The organism is Rhizorhabdus dicambivorans (assembly GCF_002355275.1).
GTDB lineage: Bacteria > Pseudomonadota > Alphaproteobacteria > Sphingomonadales > Sphingomonadaceae > Rhizorhabdus > Rhizorhabdus dicambivorans.
Map to the genome: position 1 here is coordinate 4,136,161 of NZ_CP023449.1, position 23,587 is coordinate 4,159,747.

Annotated in this window: 18 protein-coding genes; 6 read left to right on the top strand and 12 right to left on the bottom strand. The window is 59.6% G+C overall.

The genetic code is table 11. The annotated features are described in order from the left end of the window. Nucleotides 1-4 precede the first annotated feature (4 nt). Together CMV14_RS19450 and CMV14_RS19455 are read right to left on the bottom strand one after the other, a co-directional pair. On the bottom strand, nucleotides 5-1,333 hold the full coding sequence (locus tag CMV14_RS19450; protein ID WP_066961425.1) for an LLM class flavin-dependent oxidoreductase: 1,329 nt from the start codon (nucleotides 1,331-1,333) through the stop codon (nucleotides 5-7). Between the two features lie 36 nt (nucleotides 1,334-1,369). Continuing rightward, complete coding sequence (locus CMV14_RS19455) at nucleotides 1,370-3,550, bottom strand: TonB-dependent receptor (RefSeq protein ID WP_066961426.1); 2,181 nt, start codon at nucleotides 3,548-3,550, stop codon at nucleotides 1,370-1,372. A 238-nt stretch (nucleotides 3,551-3,788) separates the two neighbouring features. Between CMV14_RS19455 and CMV14_RS19460 the strand changes: the two genes are divergently transcribed. The 4 genes from CMV14_RS19460 (at nucleotide 3,789) to CMV14_RS19475 (ending at nucleotide 8,041) form a co-directional block, all read left to right on the top strand. Continuing rightward, on the top strand, nucleotides 3,789-4,481 hold the full coding sequence (locus CMV14_RS19460) for a VOC family protein (RefSeq protein WP_066961428.1): 693 nt from the start codon (nucleotides 3,789-3,791) through the stop codon (nucleotides 4,479-4,481). Between the two features lie 78 nt (nucleotides 4,482-4,559). Continuing rightward, complete coding sequence (locus tag CMV14_RS19465; RefSeq protein ID WP_083215770.1) at nucleotides 4,560-6,794, top strand: TonB-dependent receptor; 2,235 nt, start codon at nucleotides 4,560-4,562, stop codon at nucleotides 6,792-6,794. 64 nt (nucleotides 6,795-6,858) lie between these two features. Next, entirely contained in the window at nucleotides 6,859-7,218 is a 360-nt protein-coding gene (locus CMV14_RS19470; protein WP_066961434.1) for a RidA family protein, read from the top strand. A gap of 64 nt (nucleotides 7,219-7,282) precedes the next feature. Continuing rightward, nucleotides 7,283-8,041 (top strand): VOC family protein, encoded by a 759-nt coding sequence (locus CMV14_RS19475; RefSeq protein ID WP_176489138.1) that lies wholly within the window; start codon nucleotides 7,283-7,285, stop codon nucleotides 8,039-8,041. A gap of 99 nt (nucleotides 8,042-8,140) precedes the next feature. Here the strand turns inward: CMV14_RS19475 and CMV14_RS19480 are convergent, their stop codons facing one another. Continuing rightward, nucleotides 8,141-8,689, bottom strand: a complete 549-nt coding sequence (locus CMV14_RS19480) for an AraC family transcriptional regulator (RefSeq protein ID WP_202820867.1) — start codon at nucleotides 8,687-8,689, stop codon at nucleotides 8,141-8,143. A gap of 386 nt (nucleotides 8,690-9,075) precedes the next feature. Between CMV14_RS19480 and CMV14_RS19485 the strand changes: the two genes are divergently transcribed. After that, entirely contained in the window at nucleotides 9,076-10,398 is a 1,323-nt protein-coding gene (locus tag CMV14_RS19485; protein ID WP_176489137.1) for an LLM class flavin-dependent oxidoreductase, read from the top strand. Nucleotides 10,399-10,401: 3 nt separating this feature from the next. On the opposite strand, the gene CMV14_RS19490 is transcribed toward CMV14_RS19485, so the two are convergent. From CMV14_RS19490 to CMV14_RS19530, 9 genes are all read right to left on the bottom strand, one after another. Beyond that, complete coding sequence (locus tag CMV14_RS19490; RefSeq protein WP_083215774.1) at nucleotides 10,402-11,136, bottom strand: 4Fe-4S dicluster domain-containing protein; 735 nt, start codon at nucleotides 11,134-11,136, stop codon at nucleotides 10,402-10,404. After that, complete coding sequence (locus CMV14_RS19495; RefSeq protein WP_083215775.1) at nucleotides 11,133-13,436, bottom strand: molybdopterin-containing oxidoreductase family protein; 2,304 nt, start codon at nucleotides 13,434-13,436, stop codon at nucleotides 11,133-11,135. Before CMV14_RS19495 ends, CMV14_RS19490 begins: the two co-directional genes overlap by 4 nt. Before the next feature lie 76 nt (nucleotides 13,437-13,512). Next, on the bottom strand, nucleotides 13,513-15,609 hold the full coding sequence (locus tag CMV14_RS19500) for a 3-hydroxyacyl-CoA dehydrogenase NAD-binding domain-containing protein (RefSeq protein ID WP_066961446.1): 2,097 nt from the start codon (nucleotides 15,607-15,609) through the stop codon (nucleotides 13,513-13,515). Continuing rightward, nucleotides 15,609-16,817 carry an acetyl-CoA C-acetyltransferase gene (locus tag CMV14_RS19505; protein ID WP_066961449.1) on the bottom strand — a complete coding sequence of 403 codons (1,209 nt, stop codon included), beginning with the start codon at nucleotides 16,815-16,817 and terminating at the stop codon, nucleotides 15,609-15,611. The genes CMV14_RS19500 and CMV14_RS19505 overlap by 1 nt, the downstream gene beginning before the upstream one ends. A gap of 87 nt (nucleotides 16,818-16,904) precedes the next feature. Beyond that, on the bottom strand, nucleotides 16,905-17,222 hold the full coding sequence (locus CMV14_RS19510; protein WP_066961459.1) for a 2Fe-2S iron-sulfur cluster-binding protein: 318 nt from the start codon (nucleotides 17,220-17,222) through the stop codon (nucleotides 16,905-16,907). Nucleotides 17,223-17,269: 47 nt separating this feature from the next. Further along, nucleotides 17,270-18,070 (bottom strand): enoyl-CoA hydratase/isomerase family protein, encoded by an 801-nt coding sequence (locus tag CMV14_RS19515; protein ID WP_066961461.1) that lies wholly within the window; start codon nucleotides 18,068-18,070, stop codon nucleotides 17,270-17,272. Between the two features lie 43 nt (nucleotides 18,071-18,113). Further along, nucleotides 18,114-19,319 (bottom strand): cytochrome P450, encoded by a 1,206-nt coding sequence (locus CMV14_RS19520; RefSeq protein ID WP_066961463.1) that lies wholly within the window; start codon nucleotides 19,317-19,319, stop codon nucleotides 18,114-18,116. A gap of 9 nt (nucleotides 19,320-19,328) precedes the next feature. Further along, the gene (locus CMV14_RS19525) at nucleotides 19,329-21,749 is read right to left on the bottom strand and encodes a TonB-dependent receptor (RefSeq protein ID WP_083215776.1); all 2,421 of its coding nucleotides are present in this window, start codon (nucleotides 21,747-21,749) and stop codon (nucleotides 19,329-19,331) included. A gap of 114 nt (nucleotides 21,750-21,863) precedes the next feature. After that, the gene (locus CMV14_RS19530) at nucleotides 21,864-22,580 is read right to left on the bottom strand and encodes a nuclear transport factor 2 family protein (protein ID WP_083215777.1); all 717 of its coding nucleotides are present in this window, start codon (nucleotides 22,578-22,580) and stop codon (nucleotides 21,864-21,866) included. Between CMV14_RS19530 and CMV14_RS19535 the strand changes: the two genes are divergently transcribed. Continuing rightward, entirely contained in the window at nucleotides 22,551-23,522 is a 972-nt protein-coding gene (locus CMV14_RS19535) for a glucose 1-dehydrogenase (RefSeq protein WP_202820868.1), read from the top strand. The genes CMV14_RS19530 and CMV14_RS19535 overlap by 30 nt on opposite strands. Nucleotides 23,523-23,587: the final 65 nt, after the last annotated feature.

The window sequence follows — 23,587 nt, forward strand, 5'->3', positions numbered from 1 at the left end:
CCGCTCACTGGTCCCATTGTGATTTCGGAAGGGGGAGACCCATATTCTCCCGCAATGTCGCGCCTTCATATTCGGTTCGGTACATGCCGCGTCGTTGAAGTTCGGGCACGACAAAATCCACGAAATCTTCCAGTCCGCGGGGTTGCACCGGACCGAGCACGATGAAGCCATCACAACCGCCGTGCTCGTACCATTCGATCATTTTGTCGGCGACGTCGGCACCGCTACCTTTGAAGATCGGATGACCCAGACCAGGAATGACTTGCCTGACGATCTGCCGGATCGACATTGGCTCCTTGCGAATTCGATCATTGAAGATCTTCCGCACGCTGCGGATCATATTACTCGTTTCGGGCAGGATGGGCATCGGATCGTCGATATCGTGCTGAGAAAGGTCATATTCGACGGTATTCGAAAGCATCGCGACACCGAGGCTGTCGGGGATGAGATCGTTGAGCTCTTCGAGAAGAATGTCGGCCTGTTCTGCCGTCTTCCCGGTATAGACGATCATCCCACAAAACATCTTGAGCTGATCGGGCGTACGGCCATATTTTGCCATGCGTCCCTTGATGTCGTCATAGATCGACTTCGCGATGTCTTTGTCGGTTGCCCCGAAGAATACGCAATCCGCGACCCGGGCGGCCAGTTCGCGGCCCGCTTCCGACTGACCCGCATGGAACAGCACCGTGTGGCCCTGCGGCGACCGGGCGCAGTTCAACGGCCCCTTCACGCTGAAATGTTCGCCGACGTGATTGAGTTCTCGAACCCGGTCGGGGTCGAGGAAATAACCGGTTTCGATGTCCTGCACGAACGCGTCCGGCGCCCAGCTGTCCCAGAGGCCGGTCGCCACATCGACGAACTCGGTTGCCCGTTTATAGCGGGCATCGTGCTCCATGGTTTCACCACTGGTGAAATTCTTCGTGTCCTCGGGATAGCCAGACGTCACGATATTCCACCCGGCCCGGCCATGGCTGATGAGATCGAGCGACGCGAACTTGCGCGCGACGCTGTAGGGCTCTTCGAAGGTCGTCGTCGTCGTCCCGACCAGGCCGATATGCTTCGTCCGCATCGCTGCCGCGGCCAGAAAGGTGATTGGCTCATATCCGCCTGGACTGGACGGCGGTGGATTGTATTTGAGCAGGTCGGGCTCCGACATATATTTCACGCCATTCACGTCGGCGATGAAATAAGCATCGAACTTTCCGCGTTCCGCAATTTCCACCATGCGAAGATGGGCTTCCAGATCGCCGACGCTGTTGTGGAAAGCATCGGGGTGCCGCCAACCGGCAAGATGGGCTCCCACAGGGAGAGCAAGAGCGACAAGATGGATCATTTTAACTCCGGTCACGCAATCAGGTTGTGGGCATTGTCAGAAGTTGAATTGGACGCTGCCTCCAAAGGTGCGAGGCGCCTGCAGCGAACCTACGGACGGGGAACCAAATAAGGAGGCCGTCACAACGCCACTGGTCCGAACATTCTTGTCGTTGATGTTTTTTATGAACAGCGAACCGACCCACTTCTTGTCGGAGCTTTCGAGATTGAGATAGGCGTTAGCCTTCGCGTAGCGAGGCTGGGCATCGACCTCGTTGTTGTAAGCCGTGAAATAGGTCTTATCGACCCAATTGATTTCGCCGCGCAGGGTCAGCGAACCCACGCTGATATCGGTGCGATATTCGGCGCCAGCCACAACGCTGAAGCGCGGCGCTTGGACCAAGCGGTTGCCCCTCAGGCTGCGCGGGGGGTTGAGGGGAAAGGACGGATCTTCCGACGTATATTCGTTGAACTTTGAGCGAAGATAAGCTCCGGAAAGATCGACCCAGAAATGCTCGGTCACCGGGAAATTGACCTCGGCCTCGCCGCCATAGAGAACCGAGGAAGCGGCATTTTCGATCGTCAGTGACGTCGACTCGATGATCGAGACCTGCATGTTCTTATAATCATAATAGAAGCCCGACAGATTCATTCGGCCGCCGCCGGGCAGATTGAGCTTCATGCCCGCTTCATAGGCCCAGACGGTCTCAGGATCGAATGCCGGTTGATTGCTTGCAGTGCTGTAGCCGCCGCTTTTAAATCCCTTCGAAACCGAGGCATAACCCATCAAGGCAGGCGAGAATTGATACTGCACACCGACCTTCGGAGTGAAGGCATCCCAATGCTTCGACCCTAGGATGAGCTGGGTCATGATAGGCGGGTTCGTCGGCGAGAAGGGGCGAGAGAAGTCGAATTGGATAAAGCCGTCGATGCTTTGCTTTTCCCAACCATAGCGCCCACCCAACGTGACGGTGAATTGATCGGTCAGGGCAAGGTCCACCTGACCGAACGCGGCATAGGCGCGGGTACGCAGATCAGCCTTCGCGAGATATCCCTGTAGAAGCAGATTGGGACCGCCCAGACTGAGAGCGTTGAACGGTATGGCGCCGCCACCTGTGATGTTCTCATCGAAGGCGAACGCACCGACGATCCACTTGCTACGGCCGAAAGAACCGCTGAGCTGAAGTTCTTCGCTAAACTGATTGGATTTTTCGAAGAAACTGGATGCGCCGAGATTGAGGCTCGTCACGTCGATGTCGGCGATATTGGTGGAATCTGCATAGCGATAACCAGTGATCGAGCGCAGCGTCGCCCAGCCAAGATCGAGTTCCATGTTCAGGCGTCCGCCCGCGAATTCAGCCTTGTTGACCGGATCGAATTCGCTCGCGATGTTCCTAACGTTTGTGCTGACGACACCGCCCAAACTCGTTCCCGTCAGCGGCACCCCCGGGTTGGACTGACCGAAATAATGTAGGCCGTTGTTGTGATCGTTGCGGCGCGCATAGTCTGCGGTCAGGTCCAGCTTGAAGCTTTCGCTCGGCTTGAACGACAGCGAGGCTCGGACCGACTGGTTGCGGGCATCGTCGATGTCGGTGCCGGTGATGATGTTCTTGCCATAGCCATCATGGTTGTTGGTCATGAAGGCAATGCGTGCCGAGACAGTGTCGCTCAGCGGACCGCTGACGGCGCCCTCGGTGATGACCGTCGCATAATTGCCCAGCGTGACCCGGCCATAACCCTCCAGCGTGTCGGTCGGCGCGCGGGTGATGACGTTGATCGAGCCGCCGGTAGCGTTGCGACCGTAAAGCGTGCCCTGCGGACCGCGCAGCACCTCGATGCGTTCGACGTCGAAGAAGGTGCCTGAGGTCGAGCTTGGACGCGAGAAGTAAATACCGTCGACATGATAGGTGACGCGCCCCTCGGTGCCCTGGCCGATAGAGTCGAAACCGACACCACGGATGGCGATGCGCGCATTACCGCCATAATAGCCGAAGGTCAGGCCGGGAACCGTTGCCGCCAGCGCATCGACGTTGTTCACCTGCTTCTCGGCAAGCCCCTCGCCGCTGATCGCCGCGAGCGAGATCGGCACCTTCTGAATCGATTCCGACCGCTTCTGGGCAGTCACCACGATATCGCCGTCTGAGGCCTCGGCTATTGGTTGGGCCATAACTGCGGGAGCAACGACGGAGAGCGCGGTAGCTGTGAGAAGCTTCGCCAAAGCCGGCTGGCAATGTTTCATTCTTTAAAGACCCCCAAACTGAATTGCACGTGACGGCATATGCCGAACGCATTGAAAATCCTGACTCTCCGGCTTGTACAATTATCGTTAGACAAATGTTTTATCGATAATTTTGCTTGTGTCCATATAATTTTCGCGACATAAATATGTCGCACTGCATGTTTTCCGGGCGGTATTCCGAGCGGGTTTCCGGCAAAAATCGAGGCGCAAAGGCGCCCGTCAGGGAGGGGCGGCTTCGATGCTCAAATTGGATCACTTCTGTCTATTTGCGCCCAATCATTATAAGGCGGCATTCGACCTTTCGGCAGAGACGGGCTTACGCCATTACGACGGCGGCTTCTTCCCGAAGGCCGGAATCGGTACCAAGATATTCCCGCTCGCAGCGGACCTGTTCATAGAGGTCGAAGGCTTCGTGGACATGTCGATCGCCCGTGCTCTGTGGCGAAGTAAGTCCTCCGTCGCCAGCTGGCTGAACAGGCCAGAATTTTTCGCGGGTTGGTGCTTCCGGGCGGAGAGCGAAGACGAGTTGCGCGCCTTCGCGGACCTTAGAGGTATATCCGTCGATACCACCTCGCTCGATGCCGATAATGCACAGCAGATGATGAACGGCGAGAAGGTCATCCTGTCGCTCGCCCCGACCGCGGCCGACGCTTGGCCGGCTGGTCAACCCAATGTCTATTTCTGGCCCGACATGCTGAAGCATGACGCGCGTTATCCCACCGATCCTCACACCGGCCGCTTCGATGGCCAGGGCCTGGCATGGATCGAAGTCGGCGGAACGGTCGAGAATTTCGACGCCTATTTTTGCGGGATGACCACGGCCGCCGAGCATCCGATACGCTTCAATGGGCAAAGCCCGGGCCTTTACGCCGTCGCGGTAAACACGCCAGCAGGGGAAAAGGTTATTCGACGCCCGTCGATCTCGGGTTGACCGCCTAACGCCGCAAGAATGCGGCCCCGCCCAACTACTGATAATCAATAAATACAACATGTTAACAGGGAGATCAGGATGAATAATAAGATTTTAGCAAGTGCTGCCTCAGTGGCCCTGATGATGGGAGCCGCCACCGCCAGCGCGCAGTCCCCGGTTCAGAGCGATGGCGCCTCGGAACCGAGCAGCCTCGCAGACATCGTCGTCACGGCCCAGAAGCGATCGGAGAATGTCCAGTCCACACCGTTGGCGATCACAGCGCTTTCGGGTGACGCTTTGGCCGCCCGCCAGATCAACAGCGTCGAGGCCGTGCTTCAAACGACGCCCAATGTTCAATTTAGTCGCTCCGGTGCCAATTCCCGCATAGCGATCCGCGGGCTCGGCTTCGACAATGTAGCAACCGGGGGCGAGCAGCGAGTCGCCTATCATGTCGACGGCGTTTACCTCAGCCGTCCGTCATCGATCTTTGGCACCTTCTTTGACATCGAACGCGTCGAGGTGCTGCGCGGTCCGCAAGGCACCCTATATGGACGCAACGCGACCGCGGGCGCGATCAACGTCATCACCGCGGATCCGACGGAGAAGCTCTCAGGCTACGGTGCGGTCAGCTATGGAAGCTACAATCGCCTCGAAGCGCAGGGGGCCGTATCGGGTGCAGTGGCAACCGGCATCAGCGTCCGAGTGGCGGGCGACATCGTCAGGCGTGATGGCTACGGTAAGAATATTACAACAGGCCTTGATGTTGATGATGAATCAACCCAGGCGCTGCGCGCGAAGGTCAAACTGCAACCGGCGGAAAATTTCACGTTGATACTCAGCGGCGATTATCTGCACCAGAACGATCACAACTTCGCCGCAAAATTCCTTGGCAACGGTGGGCTGGCTGGAACGCCGACCGCTCCGACAATCGTCGTCACAACCGCGCAGCTGTTCGGCGCGGTTATTCCCACGAATCCGCGAAACTCCTCGATCGACTTCGGCCCCTATGCGCGCCGCAAGGTCTGGGGCTTGTCCGGCACAGCCGACTTCGACTTGGACGATATCACGCTTACGTCGATAAGCTCCTACCGTCGCACCAACTTTCGCACGGCCGGCGATTTGAACGGCATCGGTGGAGGGACCTTTGCGCCGGCCGGAATATATCTGCAGAATGAGTATGCCCGCCAATATTCACAAGAGTTTCGGGCCGCCCTCAAGGGCGACTGGGGGCATCTGACCCTCGGCGCATATTATTTGAACGAAGATGTAACGGGTTATAACGATTCCCATCTTAACTCGGTATCTTTCGGCGCCCCCTTCCCCGGCACCACGGTCGTCGGTGGGTCGATCGGTGGGCGGCTCAAAACGGCCGCGGGGGCCGTCTTTGCCCAAGCGGACGTCAACGTCACCGCCATGCTGCTACTGAGCGTTGGCGGTCGCTACAGCGCGGAAACAAAGAAGGATTTCGACCGCACGGCGTTCAACTTCACGACGCCGTTCACACCGACCACCCCGTACGTCTACAACATGTTCCAGACCGACAAACAGACGTGGCGATCTTTCGACCCCAAGGTGACCGTACAATTTACACCGCGGCGGGGCCTGATGGTTTACGCGACCTATTCGACAGCATTCAAAAGCGGCGGATATAATTTGGGTGGCATCCAACCGCCCTTTGATCCCGAAGAACTCAAAAATTACGAGGTAGGGCTGAAGGCCGACTGGTTCGACCGGCGCCTACGCACGAACCTCACCGCGTTCCGGTATGATTATTCCCAGCTGCAGGCAAATGCGATCACCACGACCGGCATTCGCATAATCAATGCAGCCAGAGCTCGCATCGATGGGGTGGAAGCCGAGATCGAAGCGTTGCCGCTAAATGGCCTCCGATTGCAGGGCAGCGGCGCGCTTCTCGATGCAAAATACAAGAAGTTCTCGACGGTCGATCCTGCCGCGACCGGCTTCGGTATCGTAGACCTAGCGGGAAAACGCCTCTCCCAGTCCGCCAAATGGACAGCCAATTTAATGGCTGAATATTCATTCCCGGTCGCTTCGGGAAAGCTGATCGTGCAGGGCGAAAGTTTCTGGATCGGCAAGGTGTACTTCTCGCCGTTCAACCGTGAGCTAATATCGCAACCTGGATATAATCTGCTCAACGCCGCCATCCGATATGTTGATGATGGAGGCTGGTCGGTCGCCGCCTATGGCCGGAACCTGTCTAATAAGCTGTATCTCGATGCGGCGGTTGTTAGCACCAGCTTCCTCGGATCCCCTGCGACCGGCACCTATGGCGCACCCCGCACCTTGGGCGCCGAATTCCGCATCAACTTCTAGCGAGGAGACGAGCATCGTGGAGCGGACACACATCAACCCAGCAGCTCTCCATCGCTTTCCGGCTATGCCCCGCGCAGTCCGCGTCAGCGGCTCGACCACGACGCTCTACTGCTCGGGCATGACGCCGGCGGATCGCGAATATCGCGCGGTTCATGTCGGCGACCTGAGGGCGCAATATGAGCAGGTCAAGGCCGACTGCGGAATGGTCCTCGATGAAGCGGGGGCAGATTGGTCCGACGTGGTTTCGGTACGGACCTATGTCCGCGACATGGACGCCTTCGTGAAGTTGCACCGGGAGGGGCTGACTTCGGTACCGGGCGATGCAGGGAAGCCGCCCTGCAGCACGGTGATCGAGGTCAGCCGCCTTTCGGACCCCGATTTTCTGGTCGAAATGGAGGTGGTTGCGGTCATCCCCGACGAATGATCGCACCCGCTCTATCGCCATCGGCGCCTGCCAGTGGTTTCAAAACATACCCATGGAGAGTAGTATGGAAGATATTCCACAGCTTGATAGACGGCAGTTCATGTCCTTGGCAGGCGCAACGCTAGTTGGCACCGCCATGGCCGCCGTCCCGGCGAATGCGGCGGCCAAGTCCAGTCTCGCGATCGACCATGTGTCGCTCGGCGTTAGGGATTTGTTCGAAGGATCGGCGCGCCTAAATCGGGAAACCGGGATCACGGGTATCGAGGGCAGTTGGTTCCCCGAAGGCGGCATGGCCAATCGTTACTTCAGGACAGGTAACAACACCTATATCGAGGTTGAAGCGATCATCGATCCCTTCGCAGCGGAAACGATGATAACCGCGCGTCACCTAGTCGAACGGCTGCGCGGCGGCGATTGCTTCCTCGGCTGGGTCGCGCGCGTCAACACGCGCGAGGAACTCGATGAAATAGCGGCAAGGCTTAAGTCGAAGGTCGTTGATGCGCCCCTGGGTTTGGGGGCCGATGGCAGCGCGAAGCCCAATTATGTCCGCACGCCGGAAGCTTTCACCACTTGGACCAAAGGCCTGCCCAACTTCATGTATTGGGACGGCCGACCCAAGCCCGTGGTGCCGGGCCCTACAAAGCCGTCGGGCATCGCTTGGCTGGAAATCGGGGGCACCCAGGCCGCGATGCGCGACTGGATTGGCCCTGGTATCGAAAATCTTCCGCTCAAGTTCAACGGAAAGGCGCCAGGGGTTCACGCTGTGGGCGTCGAGAGTGATCGCGGAATCATCGAAATTCGTCGTCGGCCACTGCCGCTTTGAACGCTTGAGTTGACGGGGCGATAGCCCTTATCGCTCGCAGCGAACGATAACGGTCTTTTGATTGCTGCGGTCGGCCCAAGCTGGACCGGACCGCAGCATTCAGTGCCGTTGCGAACGCCTGGACATATAGCGTCGGGGCGGGGTGCCCAGTGCCTTGCGAAACATCGTGACGAAGCTGGGTGCGCTTTCATACCCGAGGTCTGCGGCAACCTGTTGAATGGGCGAACCCCGCGCCAGCCATTCCACCGCAAGCAAGACCGCAAGCTGTTGACGCCAGCGGCGGAATCCCATGCCGGTCTCGCGACTCAATATGCGAGCCATGGTCCGCTCGCTCATACCGATATGCCGAGCCCAGTCGCTCATTTTCCGCATTTTCGCCGGGTTATCGAGCATTTCCGCGACAATCGCCCGCAAGCGGATATCGTTAGGCATCGGCAAGTGAAGCCGTTCGACCCGCGCGACCGAAATCTCATCGAGCAGGAGCGCGACCAGCCTTTCTTCCCTGCCCCCATCTGGATAGTCGACAGGAAAGCTCGCCGCCCGGATTATCATCTCGCGCAGCAGGGGCGTTACGGCAAGCGCACAGCACTGCGCCGGAAGATTTGCCCCCGCCGCGGGATGGACAAAGACCGTGTAGCCTTCCAGCATTCCCTTAGCCCTGAGCGCACGGGCCTTGCCTCCCGGTATCCAAATCGCGCTTTGCGGCGGGACGATCCACAGCCCACCCTCGGCTTCGCAGCTGAGCGCACCCCGCTGCGAAAACAGCAATTGTCCTTTCACTCTGCTGTGAAAGGTTAGTTCCAGATGGCCAGCCGTGGGAACGGGCACCCCGTAGGTCACGATCGGTCGGTCAACTTCGTCGGGCTCGAGCCAACCGGGCAGCTCTCGGAGCAAGGGCATGGCACTGACCCCATCGGTTCAATGTTGGCAGAAACGAATAACAATCAGTCAGGGATCCGCAATGACGCACATCGTCAAGTGGCGCCATAGTCTGCAGATGCCCCTGCAGGGGTGAGTTGTCGAAGGAGGGAAGGTTGCTCCATCTGGTTACTATTTCCTTGCCGGTCGGCGCCCATATCGCGGGATGGCGCCACCCCGAAGCCTTTCACCACACGATAGGCAATCTCGACGCGCATATTCGAATGGTCGAGATCGCTGAACGTGGAAAATTCGACGCCTATTTCCTTGCCGATGCGAACGGTACGCAATTCATGGATAGGCCCGAGATGTTGAGGCACAACCCTCCGCCATTCAGCCCGGCGCCGTTCGAACCCGTATCGTTGTTAAGCGCTGCGGCGATGCGCACCACCCATATCGGGCTGGTCGCCACAGTTACGACAACGTTCGAAGAGCCCTATACCGTCGCCCGGAAACTCGGATCGCTCGACGTCATCAGCAATGGCCGAGCCGGCTGGAACATCGTCACCTCGGGTTATGCTCAGGACGCTATGAATTTCAGCAAGGGGCAGGTCGAGCATGACACGCGCTATAGTCGAGGATCCGAGTTCGTCGATGTTGCCAAAGGCTTATGGGACAGCTGGAGCCCCGACGCCTTCGTACAGAATATCGAAACTGGGCAGTTCGTAGATCCGGACCGGGTTCGCGAAATCCACCATGTCGGCGAATATTTCCAGGTGAAAGGCCCGTTGAATTGTCCGCGCTCGCCGCAGGGCAGGCCGATCTTATTCCATGCCGGCCAGTCCGATCCAGGTCGGGAACTGGCCGCCCGGGTTGCTGACGGGGTGTTCTTTGGCGCAACCGACAAAGATATCGCCAAATCCATCTACGACGACATCAAGGCCCGCATGGCTAAATATGGGCGATCCCCCGACGAGCTGAAAATGTTCTGCGGGATAATTGCCTACGCGGCCGGTTCGGCTGATGCCGCCGACGCAATGCTGGACGAGCTCAATCAGCTGATCCCAGAAGACCTCGGCGTCAAAATGCTCTCGGAAGAGCTAGAATATGATCTTTCGCAGCATGATATCGACGATCCTATGCCGATCCTTCCTGAAGACAGCAATCTGATCAGGAGCCTCCGCAAGATATTCAATGATCGGCTGCGCAAGACACCGATGAGCATCCGCGAGTTCGTCCGCCTGATCGTTCCAGGCCTCGGTCATCCGATTTTCAAGGGGAGCGGTGTCGAGGTGGCCGACCGCATGATTGAATGGTACGAGCATGGCAGTTGCGATGGCTTCGTCGTACTCGGTGGTCTCCAGCCCGTCGGCCTCGAAAATTTCGTCGATCATGTCGTGCCCGAGCTTCAACGCCGGGGCGCCTTCCGAACAGAATATGAGGGTACGACGTTGCGCGAACATCTCGGCCTGCCCATGCCAAAATCGCATTGGGACTGACGTTCAACCGCGCGGTTTACCTTCTCGCGCCGTCGACGGGCCCGTTTTGGCACTTTGGCTCAGATCACGGTGATTATGAGGATTGCCGCTTCGACGCTGTTTGCTCGCCGCGGTAGCTGGCAGATACCATGTCGAAGGTTCTGCGCCGGTCTCCTCATCGATGCGAAACGCACGCGGATCTGATGCCGCAGCGTGGACGCTGCTCTCGGGATCGTCGACATCGCCGAACGTTATGACGTTGGTCGGGCAGGCGGCAACGCAGGCCGGCTGTTGGCCCATGTCGACCCTGTGGCTGCAGAAGGTGCACTTTTCGACCATTCCGGCCTTTCTGGGAGCCACCTCCGCGGCGCCATGCCCATCCTCCAATCCGTGCGGCAGAATAGGGTCGACCGCGTTGATCTCGATCGCGTCATAGGGACATGCCGGCACGCAAAGGCCGCATCCGATACATTTTGCCTCAATGATTTCGACGATACCGTCTGCCCGTTTCGACAATGCGCCGGTCGGGCAGACGGGGAGACAGGGAGGGCTTGCGCAGTGGAAGCAGTTGCGAGGGCGATAATATTTTTGAACGTCGGGAAAGACGCCGAACGAAGTGTCTAACGTGGGTCCGCCGATAGTGTCGACGCTCTGCCACCAAAGGCCCTCGCCTACGCTGTTCTCCTGCTTGCAAGCGACGGCGCACGCCCAACAGCCTATGCAGCGATCGAGGTTAAGCACCATGGCCAAGCGCGTCATGCTTCACTCCCTTCGCGGGCTACGGCTCGCACATCGACCCGCGTGTCGAAAAAGGGGATGTTGGCATGGCCCCATACCGCTGTCTGGGCATCGTTGATCTCGCTGTTCGTCAGCTCCTGGACGTTGCCGGCAACATACTGATTCTGTTTCCAGCCCTCCGAGATGTTACACATTCCCGGCGGAAAATCAGGGTTACACACCACTCTCGCCACAACACGGCCACGATCGTTAAAGGCTTCGGCCAGCTCCCCTGTTAAAAGCCGGCGATCACGCGCATCGTCGGGATTGAGCTCGAGGATGGGTTCCGGCCAGATCTCCAGGGTCCATTTGGTATTGAAGAAGGTCGAGTGCGCGCGCTGACGAACATGGCTTTGAATCAGCACGAGGGGATAGCGCTTCGCCAAGGGATGGGTTGGCAGCGCTTCATGATCGGGTTCGAAAACAGGCAACGCTTCGCCGACAGCCGCCAGCTCTTCCAGATAAAATTCAGCTCGGCCAGTCTTGGTTTCGAAGCGCAAATTCTCATATTGGATGTTGGGCGTCGTCGGCACATCGAGCCGCAGCGCGCCGCCCGCCTCCATCAGGCGATCATAGGTGACGTGCTTGAAGGCGGAGTGCGATGCACCATCCACAACATGACGCGTCAAATCCTCCGACGTTTCGCAATACCATTCCGCCAATCCGAGCCGCTCGGCCAGAGCTCTTTCGATGTCGAAGTCGGGACGGGAGTTGCCCACGGGGTCGATCACCTTCTGTCGCAAATAAACACTGTTGCCGAAAACGACGGCGTCGCGCGTCGGCGCGGTGGCCTCCAGAAAGGTGCTGGCGGGCAGCACGATATCCGACCATTGGGTCGTCAGCTGGTGGAAATGGTCGACAGTAACGATGAAATCGAGCGACTTGAAGAAATCGAGGGTAGCGTTCATGTCGCCCGATCGCTGATTGATCCAGTCACCCTGCGAAAAGACGGCGCGAATGGGCAGATCTTTTCGCCCTACCTCAATGATCGGTGTTGAGATGGTATGCGCCCAGGGCGGCAGATCGGGCTCAGGTCCAAGCGAGGCTTCGTGAAATCCCTGGTGATGGCTCTGCACACCGACCCCCGCTCCCGGTTTGCCGATATTGCCGGTGACGATCGCGATTGCGGCCACCGCTCTGGTGAATAATTCGCCATGCTTGTACCGATCAACTCCGTAGCCGACGCCAATTTGGACGGGCCCGGCCTCCCAGTAGCAATGGGCGAGCTCGACAATATCTGATGCGCTTACGTCAGTAAGTGCCGCAACGCGATCGGGCGGATAATCGCGGGCCATATCCTGCAACAGCGTGAACGCGGTTGCCACCGCAACGTCCCCGATTAGGTAGCGCCCCTCGAGCGCCGGTCGCGTCGCCTCCGAAATCGCCACTGGGCCTTGATCTTGCTCGTCCCAGAGCTGAAACTCGCGCTTGCCGTCCGCACATGGAAGCCCCCGAAAATACTGTCCGTCGTCGAGCCGCACGAGATAGGGCGCGCAGCTATGCTTCAAGAGAAAGTCGCGGTCGATCATTCCATCGCGGAGAAGCACATGCAGGATACCGAGAGCGAGCGGAAGGTCCGAGCCCGGACGTGGTGCCACCCACCAATTTGCATGCATCGCGGTCGCCGAATATCGGGGGTCGATGACGACGACCCGGCAGCCGCCATCACGCGCGTTAAGCAGATGTCTGACCGCGGTCATAGACGTTTCCGCCGGATTGTGACCCCACACGATGGTAAGCCTCGAATTGAGACGATCGGTCCACTCATTGGCATGCTGGGCATACATCCCCTTGTAGCCGAACGTGCTATTCAGACCCATGTGAACCGCCATGTCGATGCCGCCATAGCAATTCAAACTACCGCCGCCGCCCAGCAGCGCGGAAAGGCGGCCGAAGGCATGGTACGGCGATCCGCTGGTGCTGCGGGCGAAGGCGATGCTTTGCGTTCCGTGAGCCGATACAAGCTCGTTGAGACGCTCGGCGATCTCATCCAAGGCGCTGTCCCAGTCTACCGGCTCGAACTGCCCGGAACCTCGAGGGCCGGTTCGCCGCAACGGCGTCAGAAGTCGCTCTTTGCTGTAGACCCATTGGGGCAATGTGAGGCAGCGCACGCAGAGCCCGGTATAAGCCTCGTCCGGCGCCGGCGCGGCGGCAACGCGAACGAGCTTTCCTTTTCTGACAGTGCAGGCCAAACGCGCCCGCCCGCCGCAATTATGAGCGCAGACGGTGTGAACGATCACGTCCCCGCAGGGTTTCAAACTGGTTTCGGCGCCGCAGACCATATCCCTGCCCTCTCATCACGCCCGATGGCGAGTTCGCCTAATGGACGACGCAGACGTCGATCGACGTCGACCGCTTTTATTGTCGCTCGACGAAACCCCTGCCCTCGCTCACCAAGCGCTCGATCAATGGCGACGGCGTGAAGTCCGCGCCATGCGCGGCCTCGAGCTCCTTCAGCCGCGCTAGAATCTTCGGAAGACCTTCGAGATCGGCCCAGAACATTGGCCCGCCGCGATACCTCGGCCAACCATAGCCAGTGATCCAGACGATATCGATATCAGACGCACGAACGGCGATCTTGTCATCGAGGATGCGCGCACCTTCGTTAACCATCGCATAGAGGACGCGATCCCGGACTTCGTCTTCACTCACGTTGCGCTGGGCGACACCCTGATTTGCAGCGAAGTCGGCGATCACCTTTGCGGCGATCGGCGACGGCGTCGGATTGCGCTGCTCGTCATAATCATAGTAGCCGCCGCCGCTCTTCTGGCCGTGCCGACCCATTTCATTCAGAATCTCGCGCACGGTGGACGAAGCGCTGGTCTCACGATCCCAGCCCACGTCGAGTCCGACCAGATCGCGCATCTGGAGATGCCCCATCGGGAAGCCGAATTCGTATAATACTCTGTCGATTTCGGAAGGCGTCGCGCCTTCGAGCAGCAGCTTATTCACCTCCCGATCGCGTGCGGCCAGAATGCGATTGCCAACGAAGCCGAAGCCGTTGCCGACGGTAACGCCGACCTTGCCGATCGTCTTGGCTAGCTTTGCCGCTGTCGCCACGATCGGCAGGGCGGTGTAATTGGTACGCACGATCTCGAGCAGCTTCATGATATTGGCCGGCGAGAAGAAGTGCAGACCGATCACGCTGGCAGGGCGCGACGTCGCGGCCGCGATGACCTCCACATCGAGATAGGAGGTGTTGGTCGCAAGAATCGCGCCGGGCTTGGCGATCTTGTCTAGCTTGGCGAAGACCTCCTTCTTCACGTTTATATTCTCGAACACGGCTTCGATGATCAGGTCGCAATCGGCAAGGTCTTCGAGGGCTAGCGACGGCGTCAGCAGGCCCATACGGATCTCGATATACTCGGCCTTCATCTTCCCCTTGGCGGCGGTGTTCTCATAGTTTTTGCGGATGAGGCCGAGGCCGCGATCGAGCGCCTCCTGCTTCGTCTCGACGATAACCGACGGGATGCCGGCATTGAGGAAGTTCATCACGATGCCGCTGCCCATCGTGCCCGCGCCGATTACGCCGACCTTGGCAATCGGCAGCGTCGGGGTATCGGGCTCGACGTCGTCGATCTTGGCGGCCTGGCGCTCGGCGAAAAAAACATGGCGCATCGCCGCCGACTGGCTGTCTTGGAGCAGTTCATCGAACAGCTCGCGCTCGCGCGCCATGCCCTCGTCGAACGACAGCTGCAGCGCCCCCTCAACGCTGCGGATGATATTCTCGGGCGCCTTGAAGCCACGAAACCTCTTCGCATTGGCTTTGCGAAAATCAGTGAATAGTTTCGGATTGGCACGCGCCTCGTCGAGCTTACCGCTCCGATGCCGGACCTTCACGAGCGGGCGCCTCTCGTCGAGCACCTTGTTAGCAAAGTTGATCGCACCCTTGCGCAGTTCACCTTCCTCGACCAGTTCGTCAAACAGGCCCATTGTCAACGCGGGGCCGGCCGCCAGCAGCGCGCCGCTGGTCATCAGATCGAGCGCCTTTTCAACGCCGATCACGCGTGGCAGGCGTTGAGTGCCGCCCGCTCCCGGCAACAGGCCGAGATTGACTTCGGGCAGGCCGACCCGCGCCGAAGGAACGCCGACCCGATAATGGGCGACAAGCGCGGTTTCGAGGCCACCACCCAATGCGGTGCCGTGGATCGCGGCGATAACAGGTTTGGTAGCATTTTCGATCTGCGCCAGCATCGCGCGGAGCGAAGGTTCGATCATCCTCTTGCCGAATTCCGTAATGTCGGCGCCTGCGAAAAAGGTCCGGCCCTCGCAGACCAGCACGATCGCTCCGACAGCTGCATCTTGCTCAGCCTGGGTGATCGCGAGGGAAACGCCCTGGCGCACGGCGGCGCCCAAGGCATTTACCGGCGGATAGTTCACTGTAACGACCGCGATGCGGCCCTCCAGAGCGCTGCTGACGACCGCGTCGGTCACCAGACTGCCAGCCGCCGCCATCACGCGCGCTCGAACAGCGCGGCCAGGCCCTGGCCGCCGCCTATGCACATCGTCTCCAGACCATAACGACCCTGGCGGCGCTGTAATTCGCGGGTGAGTGTAGCGAGGATGCGGCCGCCAGTGGCGCCGATCGGGTGCCCGAGCGAAATTCCCGAGCCATTGACATTAAGCTTGTCGCGCCCGGGATCGATGGCATCCCAACTCCAGCTTTTGAGGCAAGCGAGCACCTGCGGCGCAAAGGCTTCGTTAAGTTCGAGCAGATCGACATCATCCCAGCCGAGGCCGGTCCGTGCGAATAATCTTTGGACCGCTGGCACCGGGCCGATGCCCATACGTGACGGATCGCAGCCAGCCGCTGCCCAGCTGTGAAACCATGCGATCGGCTCGAGGCCCAGTTCTTCAAGCTTATCCTCGGCGACGACCAGGCAGGCCGCTGCCGCATCATTTTGCTGGCTGGCATTCCCCGCGGTCACAACGCCGTTCTTTTCGATTGGCTTCAACTGCGCGAGCGATTGCAACGTGGCATCGGCGCGAATGCCTTCGTCCCGGGCGAAGATCAGCGGGTCGCCGCGCTTCTGGGGCACAGGTACCGGGACCAGCTCATCGTCGAACTTGCCTTCGGCCCACGCCTTAGCGGCCCGCTGATGGCTCATCGCGGCATATTCGTCGCAAGCCTCACGGTCGATGCAGTAATCCCTAGCTAGATTGTTAGCGGTTTCAATCATGCCGCTGATGACGCCATAGCGGCTTATCGGCTGCGACATAATGCGGGCGCGCGTGAGCCGATCGTGCATCTGCGTGGAACCCGTACGGGCGCCCCAGCGATGGTCGAGCGAGTAATATTCGACGTTCGACATGCTTTCGACGCCGCCTGCGATGACGACGTCAGCGGCTCCGGTCTGGATGCGCATCGCAGCGTCGATCACCGCCTGCAAGCCCGAGCCGCAGCGGCGATCGAGCTGCACCCCCGGAACGGATTCGGGCAGCCCCGCCGCCAGTGCAGACCAGCGAGCGATGCACGGTGCCTCACCACTGGCATAGCCCTGGCTGAAAACGATGTCGTCGATCCGCTCGGGATCGATCCGCGTGCGCTCGACCAGCGCCTTGATGACGATTGCTCCTAATTCCCCCGCGCTCAGCGACTTCAGCGAGCCGCCATATTTGCCGACGGCGGTGCGGACGGGGGAAATGATGGCAGCTCTACGCATATTAACCTTGTTTTTCGGAGCGCCGGGCTCGGACGATATTCGCAATACCGAGCAGCCCGCTCGGCAGTCAGATAGGCGCTGAGAGCCTCAGTCGAGCGGGGGGACGGTCACGATGAGACCGTCCAGCTGTGGGCTGAGCATGACCTGGCAGGTCAGACGGCTGTCATCGGTGACATGCAAGGCGCAATCGAGCATCGCTATCTCCATCTCGCTCGGCGCGGGCAGACGCTGTCTGAACTCGGCCTCGATATAGGCATGGCAGGTGGCGCATGACAGGTTGCCACCGCAATCGCCAATGATGCCGTCAATCCCATTGCTGACGGCTGCCTGCATCAAGGTATTCTCCTCGCAGGCGCTCACCGTTTTCATCTCTCCGTCAGGAAGGCGGAAATTGACCTTGATCATAAAATCCCTTTGTCGGTCTCGATGTGGAAGGGCAGGCCCCGTCAAGGCTATCTCCCGGTGAAAATCGGCACACGCTTATCCCGAAAGGCCGTGACAGCCTCGTAATGATCCTTCGACAGATAGGTGTATGTTTCTGCGCCCAGATGGGCCTCCATCACCCCGTCAAGCATGCGCCGCAGGAGCAGGTTGATCGCAGCCTTCGTGGTATTGATCGCGAGAGTCGCTCCGTTAGCTAGGCGATCGGCCATCTCGTTCACGGCGCGATCAAGGTTCGGGATGTCCGCGACAGCCTGGGTAATGAGCCCGATCTGCGCTGCTTCGGCACCGGTCATGGCGTCGCCGGTCAGCAGATAGCGGCGCGCGTTCGTAAAGCCGATGAGCATCGGCCACATAAACGCGCCTCCATCGCCCGCTGCGAGGCCTACCTTGACATGGGTATCCGCGATCTGGGCATGTTCGACCATATAGCTAAAATCTGCCATGACGGCGAGGCTAGCGCCCAGCCCCATTGCATGCCCGTTGACCCGCGCGATCAAAGGCTTTTCCAGGCGCAGCATCGAGTAGATGATTTCCTTGGCCTCGCGATTGCCGCGGATCCAGTCCTCATGCTCGCCACGCTCAATCCGGGCAGCCATGTTCTTGATGTCCCCGCCGGCGGAAAAAGCCTTCTCCCCAGCGCCGGTGATTATGACCACAGCGGTGTCGGGATCATGATTGATAACATGAAAAATGCGCGCGAGTTCGCCGTGCATCCCAGGCTCGTTGGCGTTGAGCGGAGGATTGTCGAGCGTAATTGTCAGGATTTTGCCGCGCTTGTCGAGCTTCAGACTCTTGAAACTGTCGTACATATCTTCTCCGGATTTTGGCTGGGAACCACGCTGCGGCATCCCGTTATCCCCAGCTCAGCCAGAGCTCCTGCATCGAATTGGTCGCGCCGATTGTGGCAACCGGCGTTGTCCCGCTCTTGATCCTGAATTCAGGGATTCTTTTCAGCCATTCCTGGAGGAAGACCTTCATTTCCATGCGAGCGAGCGCGATGCCCGGGCACCGGTGCGGCCCATTACCGAACGCGGCCGACGGGATAGGCGGAGGCCGGTCGAAGTCCACCTCCAGCGGCATGTTCACCTGCTGAGGGTCGAGCCCGTGCAGGCAGTTGGGAACGAGAACCATATCGTCCTTGCGGAGCAGAACCCCTTTATAATTGTAATCCGCGGTCATGATTCGCGCGGTGTTCGCGACGCCGTGGCGACGGATCAGCTCATCGATGGCCTTCGGGATGCGGTCGGGATTGGCGACGAGGTCCTCGCGATGCCCGGGATTGAGCGCCAGGAATCTGGCGAAGAAGCCGAGCATGGACGCGACGGTGTCGAGGCCCCCGGCCAGCAATAGCGCGCACATGCCGAGCAGATCCTGTTCGGCGATCGGTTGGCCATCGACCTTGCTGTGCACGACATGGCTGAGAACGTCGCTTCCCGGAGAAGCTCGCCGATCCTCGATTTTGTCGATGATATATCTCACCATCCCTGCGCGGGCAGCCTGGGTGTCGACTAGCTCTTTCGCCTGGGTATTCTGGTGGGACAGCGGCAAGAGGACTTTGGCATCCTCGAGCGGAAGTCCCATCATTTTGAGAAATACTGTGATCGGCAGCACATGGGCGATCTCGCTGACGAACTCGCACTCGCCCTTGTCGATGACCTTGTCGATCGCCTCCAGCAGCACCGACCGCGTCACCGTTTCGAGCGCGGCGACGGCCTTCGGTGAGAAGGCCGGCGACAGCACGGCGCGGTAGGCGAAATGCCTCGGCGGATCGACGTCGATGGGGGGCGAGGGGATGCCGCGCCGCCCCTTCGGAATAGCGCCCTCGCGCATCGAGAAATGCTCATGGTCCTTCTGGGCCGCTTCGATGTCGTCGGCACGGGTGAAAACCCAATGGCCGCCATTCTGGTTGGTCCAGAAGATTGGCGGATGCGTGTCACGCACTTCGGTCCAGACGATCTGCGCGTCGCCATCCGGCACCTTAAGCGCGAACATGTCGAAATCGGCGTCGACCAGCGCCTGCGGAATGGCCTGGCGCGTCTGGTCAGCGGTACCCAACATCAAAACCTCCTATTCGAAGCGAGCGGTCAACTCGATTCCGAACATCCGCGGCGGCGAAAAGCCGAGCGCAGTGGTGCCGATCGAGCCGTAACTGGGGTTGGGGAATACCTGCGCCGCCACGTTGAAGACGTTCCGCATGTAGAAGCCGAGATCGATCGGGCGACCGAGCAAGTTCTTCCAGTCGATGCGCAGGTTGGTGAGGGTGTAGCTGCGCGTCTGATATGGTGCGCTGCTTTCGGGCAGCGCAGCGGCCTGCGCCGGATTGATATAGGTCGCCGCAAGCTGCTGCCGCGACTGGAACAGCTCGTCGATCGCCGTCCGTCCCATATAGGCGACGTTCACCGAAAGACCGAGCTCGCCATTATCACCTGGCAGATCGGCCGTGTAATTCGCATCGGCCGTCAGTTGATGCTTGGGCACGCCCGCAAATTTGCGATCGGAGAAGTCCTGGACCACGCCGTTCACCAGATTGTCGAACTTCTTATATTTCGGCCGGAGATAAGCGTAGCTGACGTTCAACGTCAGCCCGTCGAGCGGACGGGCGACGATCTCGGTTTCGAGCCCGTCGACCTTGCCCGATGCCGCATTGAAGATCGACTGGGCGATCGTCGCCGGCGGCACGATCACGGTAACCGAACGCTGGAGACCCTTATAGTCGGCGTGGAACAGTGCCGCGTTGAACCGCATCGGCACCGATCCCAGGTCAAAGTCGGATTTGATCCCGGCTTCGTAGTTCATCACGGTTTCCGGATCGAACGGCAGACGCTGCGCGGCGGTGATCGCCCTGTAGTTGAAGCCGCCCGAGCGATATCCCCGGCTCTGGGTAAGATAGAGGATGGTCTTTGGCGCAGCCCGATAGGTGAGGCCAAGAGTCCAAGTCGGTTCGCGGAACGACTTGCGCGCCTTGATATCACAATCGGCTAGCGCGAGGGGCACGCCGGTTGGCCCGAGAAGGCCGCAACGCGGCACATAGGGTATCCCGAGCACATTTTGCAGGAAGCGGTCGGGCTGCGTCTGGGTCAGCCACTGGATATGGCGCGAATCACGCGTATATCGGCCACCGGCGGTGAAGGTCAGCGCGTCGGTCAGCTCGAAGTCGGCCTGGGCATATGCCGCCAAGCTGGTATTCTTGACGTTGGCAAGGAAGGGCGAAATTGCCGAAGCCAGATTGAGCGGGTTCAGAACCGACGTCGGCTGCCCATAGGGGCTGCTTTCGAACTTGAGATAATAGATGCCGGCGACCCAGCTCAGCCTGTCGTCGAAGGATTTTCCCAAGAGCTGCAGCTCTTCGGAAAATGTATCCGACGAGCTGAATTGGTGTGCTTCCACCGTCGGCAAGGCGGTGCCGGTCACGTTGAAAAAGCCCGACTCCTTCACGTTGCGATAGCCGATGATGTTCTTTACGGTAATGCCGCCGACCGTCAGGCTCGTTGTGTTTACCGCGCCATAGGTGCGAACCTTCTCGAACGGCTGAAAGCGCGAATAGACTTTGGTGAAATCGTCGCCCGGTCGCCAGACCTGGTCCAAGATCGCGCCATATTGGTCATAGCCCGGCGCGGTCGATGCAGCTCCCTTGAAATTGGCCGCCGGGCTGTTCGGATTGACGGCCACCACCCGGGGAATGACGGTCTGATCGCGTTGCTTCGAATAGAAGGCAACCAGGTAATTCTCTAGGTTGTCGGCGGGCCTCCATATGACCGAAGGACGGATATCGACGACACGGTCGCCGCCGCCGCGAACGTCAGTATGCCCCGGTGCTATCGACTTCTGATAGCCATGGTTGCGTTTGAAATAGCCTGCCAACCGGAGGTCGACCGTTTCCGACGCTGGCAGGTTGATGAAGCCGCGGAGGCCGACCGTGCCGTAATTGCCGAGGGTACCGGTCACCGAACCCTCGAACTCGTCCGTCGGCTTGGCCGGCCTGACAGTTAAGGCTCCACCATCGGCATTTCGACCGAACAGCGTCCCTTGCGGCCCGCGAAGCACCTGAACGTCTGCCAGATCATAGAAGGCGGTGTTCACCCCATTGCTGGGCAGCATCACCATTTCCGCGAAGTAGATCGCGGTGGGGGTATCTTGCGCGGGAACATTGCCATACATGCGCTGCCCCCGCAGCGCGATGTTGACGGACGAGGGCCGGCCGCCCTGCAACTCGGCGCGGAAGCCGGGCGCCAGCTGCTGAACGTCGGTCATCTGGAGGATTCCGCGCCGGTCGAGCTGCGCCTGGTTCGCTGCCACCACCGAAACAGGGACGTCCTGCAGCCGCTCCTCGCGCCGCCGCGCCGTAACGATGATGTCCTGCACGCCCTCATCGTCAATCGGCACGGCCGTCGTCTCCTGTGCCTGGGCTGGAGCAGCCGCCAATGCCAGCCCCGTGCTTGCCGCAAGAAGAGCGGCGGTTGTGACGTTGCCTAGCTGTTTGGATTTCATGATCGACCCTCTCCGTCCGGCTCAGCGCCCTGTTCGTTTTTCTCAGCTCCGTTCGCCTTTGCGGAACCATGAGCACTCAGTATCAAAAAAACTTCCTCTATTAAAGAGGTATCTCTAATTATCATCATGAGGCGTCTGACGCGCGCAGGCCGCATGATCAACCGGCAGCGCGCCCGGCGATCCCTCGACCAGCGCATCGAGCCACCGGTAGGATTCATCGGCAGCGCCGCGTTGGCCGCGCAGGCGCGCGTAGCTATGAACGCCTTCTCCATCCGGCAGACCGGCATAGGGGGCGACGCTGCTCCACTCGAGAATCAGTTTCTTTCGGGCTATTTTCCAGACGCCGCCGCGTTTTTCGAAGCGGTCTGCGTAGCGAAGGCCGAGGATGAATTGATATTCCCGATCAGCGTCCCCGCCTAGCTCGGCGAATCTGGTGGTGCCTATCGCCTTCTCAATTGCTTCCCTACCCTTTGCCAGTCGATGGTAGGCAACGGCATAGGTCTCGGTGATCGCATGACGGCCACGCCAGTCGATCAACAAGTTCATCATGTAATGGCTGGTCATCGCAAACATTTTGCGAACACGACCGTTCTCCCCGAACATTGCCGGTATGAATTCTGCGGATGGCCCGGTGTTCGGGCCGCCATCGAATTCGCCGTCGGCCCAGAAGCTCGCATGGAGCAGATCGAGATCGAGCCGGTCCAGCCCGCGGAACCAGCGATAGATGACTTGCCGGATTTCCTCCCGATCCGACAATTCTTCCAATGTCATTGCCATAAAGAGATACCTGAGGAGAGCGCAATGCGGCCGGTTCTGGAGGAAGGCGAGCATCAAAGTTCTTTAGAGATGCCTCTTTACCCCCCTTCTGTCAATGTCGCGCAACGGCCGATAACCCGCTCGCACGAACTGACGGCTGAACGGTCGGCACAGATCGACGAAGGCTTTTTTCGACTGACGACGAGCCTATTGAGTATTATCAATATGAGGATCTTAACGGAAGGCGGTGTTGGAGTGGCGAAGTTTTTTCCGGCCGGCACGGTCGCACTCGTCTCAGGTGCCGGAAGCGGCATCGGCCGGGCAGCGACGATTGCATTTGCCCGAGAGGGCGCGGCGGTGGTGGCTTCGGATCGGGACGAGTCCGGCCTGGCGCAAACCGTGACCACGCTGAGAGAGCAGGGATACGAGGCGCTCGGCTACGCTGCAGACATGGGCCGGGAGGAAGACGTTCGAAACCTCGTCAATTTCGTGGTCGCCTCCTACGGACGGCTCGATTGCGCCTTCAATAATGCCGGTATCAACATCGAACTCGACAGCGACTACGATATAGCCGAGTTCGATCGCACCATGGCGGTGAATAGCCGCGGAGTCTTCCTGTCGATGAAATATGAGCTCGAGATCATGCGAGAGCAGCGGGGCGGCACGATCGTTAACACCGCCTCGGTCATGGGCATCGTCGCCATTCCCCGCCAGCCCGGCTATGTCGCCAGCAAGCATGCGGTAATCGGGATGACCAAACAGGCGGCACTACAATATGGCCGGCGCAACATCAGAGTGAACGCGATATGCCCGGGCATGATCGAGACGCCGTTGATCCAACGGCGGCCGGGAATAAGCCTGCAAGCGGTGCATGACCACGCCCGCACCGCCACTGCGCTCGGCCGCCTGGGCACGCCTGAAGATGTAGCTGAAGCGGTGATCTGGCTCTCGTCGTCCAGAGCGAACTACGTGACGGGAACGGCGATGATCGTGGACGGCGGCTTCACCGCAGCCTAAGGCTGGGATTCGGACGCCGCGTCCCTGTTCCTGCGCTGTGTCGCCGTATCCCTAAACTCCTCGGC